The 13938-nt window shown below is 69.3% G+C and carries 11 protein-coding genes; 2 read left to right on the top strand and 9 right to left on the bottom strand.

The genetic code is table 11. The features are described 5' to 3' along the window. Positions 1-394 precede the first annotated feature (394 nt). The 9 genes from ACIGFK_RS00055 to ACIGFK_RS00015 all read right to left on the bottom strand — a co-directional run bounded on the left by ACIGFK_RS00055 (position 395) and on the right by ACIGFK_RS00015 (position 9221). Entirely contained in the window at positions 395-2938 is a 2544-nt protein-coding gene (locus ACIGFK_RS00055) for an ATP-binding protein (RefSeq protein ID WP_376661936.1), read from the bottom strand. A gap of 55 nt (positions 2939-2993) precedes the next feature. After that, the gene (locus ACIGFK_RS00050) at positions 2994-3683 is read right to left on the bottom strand and encodes a response regulator (protein WP_386473355.1); all 690 of its coding nucleotides are present in this window, start codon (positions 3681-3683) and stop codon (positions 2994-2996) included. Positions 3684-3787: 104 nt separating this feature from the next. Then, entirely contained in the window at positions 3788-4504 is a 717-nt protein-coding gene (locus ACIGFK_RS00045) for a potassium-transporting ATPase subunit C (protein ID WP_376661479.1), read from the bottom strand. 6 nt (positions 4505-4510) lie between these two features. Then, positions 4511-6613 (bottom strand): potassium-transporting ATPase subunit KdpB, encoded by a 2103-nt coding sequence (gene kdpB / locus ACIGFK_RS00040; protein WP_400050019.1) that lies wholly within the window; start codon positions 6611-6613, stop codon positions 4511-4513. Beyond that, positions 6610-8274: a potassium-transporting ATPase subunit KdpA gene (gene kdpA, locus ACIGFK_RS00035; protein ID WP_400050018.1), complete on the bottom strand. Its 1665-nt coding sequence runs from the start codon at positions 8272-8274 to the stop codon at positions 6610-6612. Before kdpA ends, kdpB (ACIGFK_RS00040) begins: the two co-directional genes overlap by 4 nt. A 6-nt stretch (positions 8275-8280) precedes the next feature. Further along, positions 8281-8370, bottom strand: a complete 90-nt coding sequence (kdpF, locus tag ACIGFK_RS00030) for a K(+)-transporting ATPase subunit F (protein WP_037884112.1) — start codon at positions 8368-8370, stop codon at positions 8281-8283. Then, positions 8367-8522, bottom strand: coding sequence for a hypothetical protein (locus ACIGFK_RS00025; protein WP_376661482.1), 156 nt, complete (start codon positions 8520-8522; stop codon positions 8367-8369). Before ACIGFK_RS00025 ends, kdpF begins: the two co-directional genes overlap by 4 nt. A gap of 88 nt (positions 8523-8610) precedes the next feature. Beyond that, positions 8611-8829 (bottom strand): hypothetical protein, encoded by a 219-nt coding sequence (locus tag ACIGFK_RS00020; protein WP_376661483.1) that lies wholly within the window; start codon positions 8827-8829, stop codon positions 8611-8613. Then, complete coding sequence (locus ACIGFK_RS00015; protein WP_400050017.1) at positions 8757-9221, bottom strand: DUF4118 domain-containing protein; 465 nt, start codon at positions 9219-9221, stop codon at positions 8757-8759. The genes ACIGFK_RS00020 and ACIGFK_RS00015 overlap by 73 nt, the downstream gene beginning before the upstream one ends. Positions 9222-9284: 63 nt before the next feature. Here ACIGFK_RS00015 and ACIGFK_RS00010 point away from each other — a divergent pair, with 63 nt between their 5' ends. Continuing rightward, positions 9285-11186 (top strand): APC family permease, encoded by a 1902-nt coding sequence (locus ACIGFK_RS00010; RefSeq protein ID WP_376661484.1) that lies wholly within the window; start codon positions 9285-9287, stop codon positions 11184-11186. A gap of 259 nt (positions 11187-11445) precedes the next feature. Further along, positions 11446-13596 carry a potassium-transporting ATPase subunit KdpB gene (gene kdpB, locus ACIGFK_RS00005; protein ID WP_400050016.1) on the top strand — a complete coding sequence of 717 codons (2151 nt, stop codon included), beginning with the start codon at positions 11446-11448 and terminating at the stop codon, positions 13594-13596. Positions 13597-13938 lie beyond the last annotated feature (342 nt).

Genomic DNA, 13938 nt, shown 5'->3' with positions numbered 1-13938 from the left:
TCGTAGCGCGGACCGCTGTTCATGGCGCAATCCCAGCGCATCGGGGACCCGGAGGCAAGTGCCGGGCGGCTCCTTGACGGTCTTCTGATGCCCGCCCGTCAGGGCGGCGTAAAAGATCGACTTCCATGTGGAAGGAACGCGTCAAGGAGTGGTGCCAGGGCCGCCGGCTGGGCGCAGACTGAAGTGGCGACGGTGCCGGACGACGGACCGGCGGCACGCGGCTGGTGGGCGGTGACCTGAACACCCCCGCAACCGTGCATGGTCCCACCGTGGGGGTACGGACCTGCGCGAACGCGTGTCGGTCACCCGCCGCACCACACATGAGCCGTCCGGCTCTCCGGTAGAGGGATACCGGGGCCGGACGGCTCTCGTGTTCCAGGGGTCTGCCCCGATGTCAGGTGACCGCGGACGTCGGGAGCTCCGGGGACACCGGAGGGCCTTCTCCTGCGATGGGGAGGGTGAGGACCATGGTGAGGCCCCCGCCCGGGGTGTCCTCGGCCGTGAGGGTGCCTCCGATGGCTTCGGTGAAGCCGCGGGCGACCGCCAGGCCGAGGCCGACGCCGGCGCCGCGCGGGGCGTCCCCGTGGCGCTGGAAGGGTTCGAAGATGCGGTCCTTGGCCTCGTCCGGGACACCGGGGCCGCGGTCGACGACGCGGAGTTCCACGCGGTTCCCGAGGGCGCTCGCGGTGACGTTGACGGGCTGTCCGTGGGGGCTGTACTTGACGGCGTTCTCGACGATGTTGGCGACTGCCCGCTCCAGCAGGCCCCGGTCGACGGCGACCATCGCCAGCGTCTCGGGGATGTCGAGTTCGATGCTGTCCTCCGGTACGCCGCCCAGGGCCATGGGGACGACCTCGTCCAGGTCGGTCTCGCGGATGAGCGGTACGACCGTGCCGGTGTTGAGCCGGGACATGTCGAGGAGGTTGCCGATCAGGGCGGCGAGGCGGTCGGCGCCGTCCTCGATGCCTTCGAGCAGTTCGGCCTTGTCCTCCTCGGACCATTCGACGTCGTCCGAGCGCAGGGAGGTGACGGAGGCCTTGATGCCGGCGAGCGGGGTGCGCAGGTCGTGGCTGACCGCGGCGAGCAGGGCCGTGCGGATGCGGTTGGCCTCGGCCAGTTCGCGGGACTTCTCGGCCTCGTCGACGAGGCGCTGGCGGTCCAGTACGACGGCTGCCTGGGCGGCGAAGGCGCCGAGGACACGGCGGTCTTCGGCGGGCAGGACCCGGCCGGTCAGGGCGAGCGCCATGGTGTCGCCGATGGGCAGGTCGACGTCCGCCTCCTCGGGCCGGCTGACAGGACCGGTGCCGACGGATGCCGCCGTGGTCCAGGGGTCGACCTCGCTGGTGCGTTCCAGGAGGACGACCGACTGCATGGCGAAGGTCTCGCGCAGTCGCTCGAGGAGGGCGTCGAGGGAGTCCTCGCCGCGCAGGACGCTTCCGGCGAGGAAGGAGAGGATCTCGGACTCGGCGCGCAGGCGGGCGGCCTGATGGGTGCGCCGGGCGGCGAGGTCCACCACGGAGGCCACCGACACGGCCACGCCGACGAAGATCGCGATGGCGACGATGTTCTTCGGGTCGGAGATCGTGAACTCGTGCAGCGGCGGGGTGAAGTAGTAGTTCAGCAGCAGGGATCCGAATGCCGCCGAGGCGAGCGCGGGGAGCAGCCCACCGAGCAGGGCCGCCGCCACCGTGCAGGTGAGGAAGAGCAGCATGTCGTTGGCGAGCCCGAGTTCGGGGACGAACCGGCTCAGCAGTACGGATAGCAGGGCGGGGCCGGCGATGCCGGTGATCCAGCCCCAGATGAGGCGGGAGCGGCCGAGCCGCGCTCCGCGGGCGACGGGCAGGCCGCGGCCCTTGGCGGCCTCGTCGTGGGTGACGATGTGGACGTCGAGGTCCGGGCCCGATTCGCGGGCGACGGTGGCGCTGACGCCTGGGCTGAAGGCGTACTGCCAGGAGCGGCGGCGGCTGACGCCGAGGACGATCTGCGTGGCGTTGCACCCGCGGGCGAACTCCAGGAGCGCGTCGGGGATGTTGTCGCCTATCACGTGGTGGAACGTGCCGCCGAGGTCCTCGACCAGCGTGCGTTGGACGGCGAGTTCCTTGGGCGAGGCCGAGGTGAGCCCGTCGCTCGCCGCGATGTAGACGGCGAGGACCTCTCCGCCGGCACCCTTCTCGGCGAGGCGTGCGGCACGCCGGATGAGCGTGCGGCCCTCGGGGCCGCCGGTGAGGCCTACGACGATCCGCTCACGGGCCTGCCAGGTGGAGCGGATGTCGTGCTCGCCCCGGTACTCCTGGAGGTACTCGTCCACGCGGTCCGCCACCCAGAGCAGGGCCAGTTCGCGCAGGGCGGTCAGGTTGCCGGGCCGGAAGTAGTTGGAAAGGGCGGCGTCGACCTTGTCGGGCTTGTAGATGTTCCCGTGGGCCATGCGACGGCGCAGCGCCTGCGGGGACATGTCGACGAGCTCGATCTGGTCCGCCCGCCGGGCCACCTCGTCGGGGACCGTCTCGCGCTGCCGGACCCCGGTGATCGTCTCGACCACGTCGCCCAGCGACTCCAGGTGCTGGATGTTCACGGTCGAGACGACGTCGATGCCGGCCTGGAGGAGCTCTTCGACGTCCTGCCAGCGCTTGGCGTTGCGCGAACCCGGCACGTTGGTGTGCGCGAGCTCGTCCACCAGCGCCACCGCGGGGCGGCGGGCGAGGATCGCGTCCACGTCCATCTCGGTGAAGGTGCTGTTCCGGTACTCGATCTCACGGCGCTCGATCAGTTCCAGGCCGTGCAGCATCACCTCGGTGCGTGGGCGCTTGTGGTGCTCGACGAAGCCGACGACGCAGTCGGTGCCCCGCTCGACCCGGCGGTGCGCCTCGGAGAGCATCGCGTACGTCTTGCCGACGCCGGGTGCCGCACCGAGGTAGATGCGGAGCTTGCCGCGTCCCATGTTCAGACTCTTCTTCTCTGTTGACGGTTTGGCGGTTTGGCGGTCGGGCGGGTGATCAGGGTTCGAAGCGGTATCCCATGCCCGGCTCGGTGATCAGGTACCGCGGGTGCGAGGGGTCCGCCTCCAGTTTGCGCCGGAGCTGGGCCATGTAGACGCGCAGGTAGTTGGTGTTCTCCCCGTAGCTGGGACCCCATACCTCCAGCAGGAGTCGGCTCTGGGTGATCAGCCGGCCCGGGTGGGTGATGAGGATTTCCAGCAGGTGCCACTCGGTCGGGGTCAGCCGTACCGTACGGTCGCCGCGGTACACCTTCTTCGCGACCAGGTCGACGGTGAACTCGTCGGTGGTGACGATCGAAACCTCGTCGGCCTGAGAGACGCCGGCCGGCTCCCGTCTGCGGGCGGCTGCCCGCAGACGGGCGAGGAGCTCGTCCATGCTGAACGGTTTCGTCACGTAGTCGTCGGCCCCCGCATCGAGGGCCCGGATCTTTTCCTCCGAGGTGTGGCGGGCGGACAGCACCAGGATGGGCACGCGGCTCCAGCCGCGGACGCTCCTGATCACGTCGACGCCGTCCATGTCGGGCAGCCCGAGGTCGAGCACGATGACGTCCGGCTTCCGAGCGGCCGCGAGCCGCAGGGCCGAGCCGCCGTCCGGAGCCTCCTCCACCTCGAATTTGCGCGCCTGGAGATTGATCTTGAGCGCGCGGACGAGCTGGGGATCGTCCTCCACCACCAGCACCCGGGTCATCGGTGTGCAGCCTTTCCTTCGTCGAGAACAGCAGGACGGTAAGGAGCCGGCAGGGCGCGGAACGCTCGCGCCCTGCCGGCTCCCGGTCCGTGCAAGGGGGAACATCAGCTCTTGGTCAGTGCCTTGAGGGCGGTGTTGAGTTCGAGGACGTTGACGCGGGGTTCGCCCATGAAGCCGAGGGTCCGGCCGGTGGTGTGGTCCGCGACGAGCTTCTCGACCTGCTTGACGTCGAGCTTGTTCTGCTCGGCGATCCGGTGCACCTGGAGCTTGGCGTACTCCGGAGAGATGGCCGGGTCCAGGCCCGAGCCGGAGGAGGTGACGGCGTCGGCCGGTACGTCCTCGGGCTTGACCTTGTAGGAGGCGGTGGAGTTGTCCGCGATGACCGCCTCCTTGGCAGCGACGACCTGCGCGCAGAGGGTGCCTTCCTCGGCGTCCTCGGTGCACTGGCCGTTCACGGCCCCGTTGTCCGCGGAGCGGTTGGTGGCGCCGGACAGGATCAGCGAGTACTGGGTGTTGACGCTGTTGGTGCCGAGGCCGTTGGAGGGGCGGGGCTGGAACCACTTCGGGTCCGGCTTCGCGGCCTCTTCGGCGTCGTCGGGGTTCTGCTTCGGGAGGTTGTAGGTCTGCCCGATGAGGGAGGAGCCGACGACCTGCCCGCTCTTGTCCTTGATCTCCGAGCCGTTGGCCTTGTCGTTGAAGAGGGCCTGGGCGATGCCGGTGACGGCGAGCGGGTAGATGACCCCGCAGATCACGGTCAGGACGAGCAGGGCTCGCAGGCCGGCCCCGATCAACCGTGCGGTGTTGCCTACAGAGTTGTTCATGTCGTCTCAGCCGATTCCGGGGATGAGGGTGATGAGGAGGTCGATGATCTTGATGCCGATGAACGGGGCGATCAGGCCGCCCACGCCGTACAGCCCCAGGTTGCGGCGGAGCATCTTGTCGGCGCTGGTCGGCTTGTACTGGACGCCCTTGAGGGCGAGCGGGACGAGCGCGATGATGATCAGCGCGTTGAAGATGACCGCGGAGAGGATCGCCGACTCGGGGGAGTGCAGGCCCATGATGTTGAGCTTGTCCAGGCCCGGGTAGACCACCGCGAACATGGCCGGGATGATCGCGAAGTACTTCGCGACGTCGTTGGCGATGGAGAAGGTGGTCAGCGCGCCCCGGGTGATGAGGAGCTGCTTGCCGATCTCGACGATCTCGATGAGCTTGGTGGGGTTGGAGTCCAGGTCCACCATGTTCCCGGCTTCCTTGGCGGCCGAGGTGCCCGTGTTCATCGCCACGCCGACGTCGGCCTGGGCGAGCGCGGGCGCGTCGTTGGTGCCGTCGCCGGTCATCGCGACGAGCTTGCCGCCGGCCTGCTCCCGCTTGATGAGGGCCATCTTGTCCTCGGGCGTCGCTTCCGCGAGGAAGTCGTCGACACCCGCCTCTTCGGCGATGGCCTTGGCGGTGAGCGGGTTGTCACCGGTGATCATGACGGTCTTGATGCCCATGCGGCGCAGCTCGTCGAACCGCTCGCGCATGCCCTCCTTGACCACGTCCTTGAGGTGGATGACACCGAGGACGCGGGCGCCCTTCCCGTCCTTGACGGCGACGAGGAGCGGCGTACCGCCCGCTTCCGAGATCTCGTTCGCGAGGAGGTCGGCGTCGTCGGCGACCTGGCCGCCTTCCTCCTTCACCCAGGTGATGACGGATCCGGCCGCGCCCTTGCGGGTCTGCCTGCCGTCCACGTCCACACCCGACATACGGGTCTGGGCGGTGAAGGCGATCCATTCGGCGTGCTCCAGCTCGCCCTGGTGACGCTCGCGGAGCCCGTACTTCTCCTTCGCCAGGACGACGACGGAACGGCCCTCGGGCGTCTCGTCGGCCAGCGAGGACAGCTGAGCGGCGTCGGCCAGTTCGGCCTCGGTGGTGCCCTTGACGGGTACGAACTCGGAGGCCTGGCGGTTGCCGAGGGTGATGGTGCCGGTCTTGTCGAGCAGCAGCGTCGACACGTCACCCGCGGCCTCCACGGCCCGGCCCGACATGGCCAGGACGTTGCGCTGGACCAGGCGGTCCATACCGGCGATGCCGATCGCGGAGAGCAGCGCGCCGATGGTCGTCGGGATCAGGCAGACGAGGAGAGCGGTGAGCACGATCATCGACTGCTCGGCGCCGGCGTAGATCGCGAAGGGCTGCAGGGTGACGACGGCCAGCAGGAAGACGATGGTCAGCGAGGCGAGCAGGATGTTGAGCGCGATCTCGTTGGGCGTCTTCTGCCGGGCCGCACCCTCCACGAGAGCGATCATCCGGTCGATGAACGTCTCACCGGGCTTCGTCGTGATCTTGATGACGATCCGGTCGGAGAGGACCTTGGTGCCGCCGGTCACGGCCGAGCGGTCACCGCCGGACTCACGGATGACGGGAGCGGACTCGCCCGTGATGGCGGACTCGTCGACCGAGGCGACGCCCTCGACGACGTCACCGTCGCCGGGGATGACGTCCCCGGCCTCGCAGACCACCAGGTCACCGATCTTCAGCTCGGCGCCCGGTACGGATTCCTCGCCGCCGTCCTGGGTCAGGCGGCGGGCGACGGAGTCGGTCTTGGCCTTCCGCAGGGTGTCGGCCTGGGCCTTGCCCCGGCCTTCGGCGACGGCTTCGGCGAGGTTGGCGAAGATCGTGGTCAGCCACAGCCAGGCGGTGATGGCCCAGCCGAACCAGTCCGTCGGGTCCTTGACGGCGAGGACGGTGGTGACCACCGAACCGATGAGGACGACGAACATGACCGGCGACTTGATCATCACGCGCGGGTCGAGCTTGCGGATCGCGTCGGGGAAGGACTTGACCAGCTGCTTGGGATCGAAGAGGCCGCCGCCGACGCGGCCGGCAGGCGGCTTGTGGCCCGTGGGCAGGTCCTCGTGCGGAGCACGGGTCTCAGTGGCGGTGCTCATGATGCGAGCCCTTCGGCGAGCGGACCCAGAGCCAGGGCCGGGAAGTAGGTCAGACCGGTGACGATGAGGATCGTGCCGACGAGCAGGCCCGTGTAGAGCGGCTTGTCGGTACGCAGGGTTCCCGCGGTCTCGGGGACGGGCTTCTGCTCGGCGAGCGAGCCGGCCAGGGCCAGGACGAAGACCATGGGCAGGAAGCGGCCCAGCAGCATGGCGATGCCGATCGTGGAGTTGTACCACTGGGTGTCGGCGTTCAGGCCGGCGAAGGCGGAGCCGTTGTTGTTGGCGCCCGAGGTGTAGGCGTACAGCACCTCGGAGAATCCGTGGGCGCCCGAGTTCAGCATCGAGTGCGGCGGGGTGGGCAGTGCCATGGCGGCCGCGGTGAAGCAGAGCACCAGTGCCGGGGTGATCAGGATGTAGCAGGCGGCGAGCTTGATCTCGCGGGTGCCGATCTTCTTGCCCAGGTACTCGGGCGTGCGGCCGACCATCAGGCCGGCGATGAACACCGCGATGATCGCCATGATCAGCATGCCGTAGAGGCCGGAGCCGACGCCGCCGGGCGCGATCTCGCCGAGCTGCATGCCCAGTAGCTGGATGCCGCCGCCGAGACCGGTGTAGGAAGAGTGGAAGGAGTTGACCGCTCCGGTGGAGGTCAGCGTGGTGGCGACCGAGAAGATCGCGGAGGCACCGACGCCGAAGCGGGTCTCCTTGCCCTCCATCGCACCGCCCGCCGCCTGGAGCGCCGGGCCGTGGTGCGCGAACTCCGTCCACATCATCAGCGCGGTGAAACCGAGCCAGATGGTCGCCATCGTGGCGAGGATCGCGTAACCCTGGCGCAGGCTTCCGACCATGCGGCCGAACGTGCGGGTCATCGCGAAGGGGATGACCAGGATCAGGAAGATCTCGAAGAGGTTCGAGAACGGCGTGGGGTTCTCGAAGGGGTGGGCGGAGTTGGCGTTGAAGTATCCGCCGCCGTTCGTCCCGAGCTCCTTGATGACCTCCTGCGAGGCGACCGCCCCGCCGTTCCACTGCTGCGAACCGCCCATGAACTGGCCGACCTCGTGGATCCCGGCGAAGTTCTGGATGGCGCCGCAGGCGACCAGGACGATCGCGCCGAGGATGGCGATCGGCAGGAGGATCCGGACGGTGCCGCGGACCAGGTCCGCCCAGAAGTTGCCCAGCTCACCGGTGCGGGAGCGGGCGAAGCCCCGTACGAGGGCGACGGCGACGGCCATGCCGACCGCGGCCGAGACGAAGTTCTGCACCGCCAGGCCGCCGGTCTGGACGACGTGGCCCATGGCCTGCTCGCCGGAGTACGACTGCCAGTTGGTGTTGGCCACGAAGGACGCGGCGGTGTTGAAGGCCTGGTCCGGGTCGATCGCCTGGAAGCCGAGCGAGCCGGGCAGGACGCCCTGCAGGCGCTGCAATGCGTACAGGAACAGGACGCTCACCGCGGAGAAGGCGAGGACGCCGCGCAGGTAGGCGGGCCAGCGCATCTCGGCGGACGGGTTGGCGCCGATGGCCTTGTAGATCCACTTCTCCGGCTTGTAGTGCTTCTCGGAGGAGTAGACGCGGGCCATGTAGTCGCCCAGCGGGCGGTAGGCCAGCGCGAGCGCGGCGATCAGTGCGAGGAGCTGGAGCACACCAGCGAGAACGGGACTCATCGGTGGCTAGAACCTCTCCGGCTTGACGAGGGCGAGGACGAGGTAGCCCAGCAGGGCGACGGCCACGACGAGGCCGACGATGTTTTCGGCGTTCACAGCTTGGTCACCCCCTTGGCGATGAGAGCCACCAGCGCGAACACCGCGATCGTGGTGACGACGAAGGCCAGATCGGCCATCGCGAGCTCCTGAGTGAAGTGGGAAGTGATGAATCGGCCAGATGGCCGATGACGAGATAACCGTGTCTTCATCCCGGCGTTAAGACACCTTGACGGTGTCCATACGGGCGCGGGGGATCTCTTAACGCCACCCATACGGGAAGGGGCGGGAAAGGCTTGGTCAGCCCAGGTGGGCCAGGCCGGCCGTGTCCAGGGCGGAGCCGGCCTGCGCGGCCAGTGCGACGGCCACCAGGCGGTCCCGTTCCGGGGGCAGCGGGCCGGGAAGGGGATCCCGCAGGAAACGGCCGTAGTAGTGTCCGCCGCCGATCACCCGCAGCTCGGTCTCACCGTCCGGCCAGTCGGCGTACTCCGTGATCCGGCCCGGTCGGTGCAGCCACACGCCGCCGTCTGCGGCGAGCGGCTGTCCTCGGCCAGCCGGGCGGTGCCCTGGAGGCTCGACAGATCGGCGGCGTCGGTGATCACGGTTGTCTGCAGCCGGCGGGCGCGTACCGCCAGCTGGGAGACGACCAGGCCGACGACGAGCAGCAGGACCGCCGTCTCGACGTCGTCGCGGTCGGTGATCGCGAACCGTTGGTAGGGCTCGGTCAGGAAGAAGTCGAACCAGGCGGCCGGACCTTCTCCCTTCGTCGAGGGTGGGGCTGGGGAACACCCCTGTTCAACTCTGCCCCCGTCAGAGGTACGGCCACTCACCTCGGCGAGGTCTTGACGCACCTCATACGGCCGTCCCGCTTCGGCATCAAGAGCGCGTGAGGACTGGCGCGGCGGCCGCATGGACAACGTCAAGGACCCTGGCGATCCAGCCATGGAATTCCGACGCTGTCCTCACTTTGTCCGATGGAGGAACAGCGAGAGATGTCGATGGACATGGGGAAGACCGGCACTGCAGGGCAGCTTCCGGGCACGGAGGAACCTCCTGATACCGGTGTCCGCGCGGCGGCGGTGGAGGACCGGCACCGGCTGACCGCCCTCCAGGGGCTGGCCGCGCTGTCGCTGGATGCGATGGCGTCCGTGGCGTACGGGCCGGAGTCGATCGTGCTGGTCCTGGCCGCAGCCGGTGCCCACGGCATGGGCTTCACCCTCCCGGTGACCCTGGCGATCGCCGCGCTGCTCGTCGTGCTGGTGGCCTCGTACCGGCAGGTCATTGCGGCCTTCCCGGACGGTGGCGGCTCGTACGCGGTCGCCAAACGTCATCTGGGCCGGCGTACGAGCCTGGTCGCCGCGGCCTCGCTGATCCTGGACTACGTCCTGAACGTCGCCGTTTCCGTCACGGCCGGCGTTGCCGCCCTGACCTCGGCGTTCCCCGTGCTGTACGGGGAGCGGGTGTGGATCTGCCTGGGCGTCCTGGTACTGGTCACCGTGGTGAACCTGCGCGGGGTCGTGGAATCCGCCAAGGCGTTCCTCGTGCCCACCGCCGTGTTCGTCGCGTCGATCCTCGCGATGGTCGTCGTCGGGTTCTTCCGTGAGGGCCCCGTCAGCACGGCGTCCGCCGCCGGGCACGCCTCCGTCCTCGGCGAGGGTGCGACCACCGTGGGAGCGCTCCTGCTGCTGAAGGCCTTCGCCGCCGGCTGTTCGGCCCTGACGGGAGTCGAGGCGGTCGCCAATGCCGTGCCGTCGTTCAGGGCCCCGGCCGCCCGACGCGCGCAGCGCACCGAGGTCGCGCTCGGCGTGCTCCTGGGCGTGATGCTGATCGGTCTGGCGATCCTGATCGGGCGCTTCCACCTCCAGCCGGTGGAGGGCGTGACCGTCCTCGCGCAGCTCGCGGACGCCTCCTTCGGCCACAACGCCGCCTTCTACGTCGTCCAGTTCGCCACCATGGTGCTGCTCGCGCTCGCCGCGAACACCTCCTTCGGCGGCCTGCCCGTCCTGATGAGCCTGCTCGCCCGCGACAACCACCTGCCCCACGTCTTCGCCCTCAAGGCCGACCGTCAGGTCCACCGCCACGGCGTGATCTGGCTGGCGCTCGTCTCCGCCCTCCTGCTCGTCCTCTCCGGCGGCGACACCAACACCCTCGTCCCGCTCTTCGCCATCGGCGTGTTCATCGGCTTCACCATCTGCCAGGTCGGCATGGTCCGGCACTGGTACGGAGAACGCCCGCGCGGCTGGCAGGCGAAGGCGGCGCTGAACGGCTTCGGTGCGCTGCTGACCGGTGTGTCGGCCGTCGTCGTGACCGCCACCAAGTTCACCGAGGGCGCCTGGCTGATCGTCGTCGCGCTGCCGCTGCTCGTCCTCGGCTTCGAGAAGGTCCACCGCACGTACACCGAGATCGGTGAACGCCTGGAGCTGGGCCGGATCCCGCAGGCCCCGCGGCGCTCCCGCTCCGTGGTCGTGGTCCCCGTCTCCGGTCTGTCCCGGCTGACCAGCCAGGCCCTCACGGCCGCTCGTTCGCTCGGCGACGAAGTCCTCGCCGTGACCGTCACCCACCCGGCCCCCGAGGACCGTCAGGTGGCCGAAGCCCTACGGCGGGACTGGGAGTTGTGGAAGCCCGGCGTCGAACTGGTCGAACTCTCCCCGGAGGCCCGCTCGCTCGGCCGCCCGCTGTCGGCGTACGTGCGGAAGCTGGCGCAGGCCCACCCCGACTCCCAGGTGACCGTGCTCATCCCGGAGACCGAACCCGCCCGCCTGTGGCAGCGGCTGCTCCAGAACCAGCGCGGCTCCGTCGTCGCCCACGCGGTCCGCCGCGACACCGACGCCGTGATCTGCCGGCTGCGCTTCCGGATCACGGCCGACGCACACTGACGGGTGTTGACGCACCTCTGACGGCGACTTGACGCGTCTCGTGCGCTGCCATCAAGAGGGTGCCAATTCCCGCGCCCACATCGGCATTTCCCATGGAACGGGCAGTAGTTTCCTGCCTGTTGCGCCGCCAGGGACCTCGAATACTCACATGACGGCCGAGGGGGTCCATGGAGACGGTCCCCGGCGGCGACACCCCTCTCCCGTACCTGGCCACCAGCCTCCAGGGCTACCACGCCTCAAACCCATCCAGAAGGTATTCATGCCTCCCGCCGCCGCGCAGCACGTTCCTCCGGGTCTCGGCACCCCTCCGCGGACTCCGACCGACCGACCGTCCCGGAAACGCTCCGGCCAGGTGAACGTGGTGGACCCCGAGCTCCTGGCTGCCTCCATGAGAGAGGCCGTCGGCAAGTTCCACCCGCGCGAACTGGTGAAGAAGCCGGTGCTGTTCGTCGTCGCCGTCGGATCCGTGCTGACCACGCTCTCGGCGCTCATCCACCCGTCCGTCTTCACCTGGGTGATCAGCATCTGGCTCTGGCTCACGGTCCTGTTCGCCAACCTCGCAGAGGCCGTCGCCGAAGGCCGGGGCCGGGCCCAGGCGGAGTCGCTGCGCAAGGCGCGTGCGGACACGGTCGCCGTGCGGCTGAACCACTGGACGTACGGGGCGAACCTGAAGCGGGCAGAGACCGAGGTGGTCACGCCCGCCGAGCTCCAGCCCTTCGACTTCGTACTCGTCGAGGCCGGCGAGCTGATCCCGGCCGACGGCGACGTGGTCGACGGGGCCGCGATGGTCGACGAGTCGGCCGTCACCGGCGAATCCGCCCCTGTCCTCCGCGAAGCGGGCGGCGACCGGTCCGGGGTCACCGGCGGTACGACCGTGCTGTCCGACAGCGTCGTCGTACGGGTCACCTCGCGCTCGGGGGACAGCTTCCTCGACCGGATGATCGCCCTGGTCGAGGGCGCCACCCGGCAGAAGACCCCGAATGAGATCGCGTTGAACATCCTGCTGGCCGCTCTGACCGTGATCTTCATCCTGGTGGTCGTCGCCATCCAGCCGATGGCCGCCTACGCGCACGCCGCGCAGTCCACGACCGTCCTGGTCGCCCTCCTCGTGACCCTCATCCCCACCACGATCGGCGCCCTCCTGTCGGCGATCGGCATCGCGGGCATGGACCGGCTCGTCCAGCGCAACGTCATCGCCATGAGCGGCCGCGCCGTCGAGGCCGCCGGAGACGTGAACACCCTCCTGCTCGACAAGACCGGCACCATCACCCTCGGCAACCGCGAGGCCGCGGCCTTCATCCCGCTGCCCGGCGTGGACCACATCAAGCTCGCGGACGCCGCCCAGCTGTCCTCGCTCGCCGACGAGACGCCCGAGGGCCGCTCCGTCGTCGCTCTCGCCCAGCAGTACGGACTGCAGCCCGCCGCCGCGGAGGACCTCAGCAATCCGCGGTTCACCGAGTTCAGCGCCCGGACCCGGATGAGCGGGGTCAACCTGAGCTGGGACAACGGGGCCGGCTGCGCCATCCGCAAGGGCGCGACGGCCCAGGTCTGCGACTGGGTGGCCATGCGCGGCGGCACCGTACAGGCGGAGGCCGTGACCTGGTCGGCCACCGTGTCGGAGTCCGGGGGCACCCCCCTGCTGGTGGCGGTCCACGACTGGGACGGGCCGAGGGTGCTCGGCATCATCCATCTCAAGGACGTCGTCAAGGAGGGCATCCGGGAGCGCTTCGCGGAACTGCGCAGCATGGGCATCCGTACCGTCATGGTCACCGGCGACAACGAACTGACGGCCCGCGCCATCGCCGCCGAGGCCGGAGTCGACGAGTACCTCGCCGAGGCCACCCCCGAGGACAAGCTCGCCCTCATCAAGCGGGAACAGGCCGGCGGCAAGCTCGTCGCGATGACCGGCGACGGCACCAACGACGCGCCCGCGCTCGCCCAGGCCGACGTCGGCGTGGCGATGAACACGGGCACCTCGGCCGCCAAGGAGGCCGGGAACATGGTCGACCTGGACTCCAACCCCACCAAGCTCATCGACATCGTCGAGATCGGCAAGCAGCTCCTCATCACCCGTGGAGCCCTGACCACCTTCTCCATCACCAACGACGTCGCGAAGTACTTCGCGATCATCCCCGCGATGTTCGCCACGGCCTACCCGGGCCTCGAAGCCCTCAACATCATGGGCCTGAGCAGCCCCCGGTCCGCGATCGCCTCGGCGATCATCTTCAACGCGCTGATCATCGTCGCGCTCATTCCGCTCGCCCTGCGCGGCGTCCGCTACAAGCCCGCCTCCGCCCACGACCTGCTGCGCCGCAACCTCGGCGTCTACGGCCTGGGCGGTCTGGTCCTGCCCTTCGTCGGCATCAAGCTCATCGACCTGCTGGTGTCCACCGTCCCCGGCTTCGGCTGACATCAGCCAAGGGCGCCAGACCACGGCCGTACCAGGCCGGCCAGCGTTGATCCACACTCCGCTGATTCCCCCTGCGGGGGGCGGCCCCGTCCGGGCCGCCCCCGCTCCTTTCGTCCTCCACCTTGGACCGGGCATGAGCGGGCATTCGCTACGCCACCGGTGGCACTGTTCGCGTTAAGGACGCGTCAGGATTTGCCCCCTCGCGTGCATGAGTGATCAGTCTGCGTACGCTGGCCCAGCCGTCGATTCCGATGGCCGAATCCCGTGCCGTACGACAGGAGCGCCCGACGATGGCCACCCCTGCCCGCTCTTCGCGCCTGCGCGCGTGGATGCTGGAAGGCC

Source organism: Streptomyces sp. NPDC085524 (genome assembly GCF_044541755.1).
Taxonomy (GTDB): domain Bacteria; phylum Actinomycetota; class Actinomycetes; order Streptomycetales; family Streptomycetaceae; genus Streptomyces.
The sequence above is the reverse complement of the archived record's forward strand: the minus strand, read 5'-3'. Positions and strand labels throughout refer to the sequence as shown.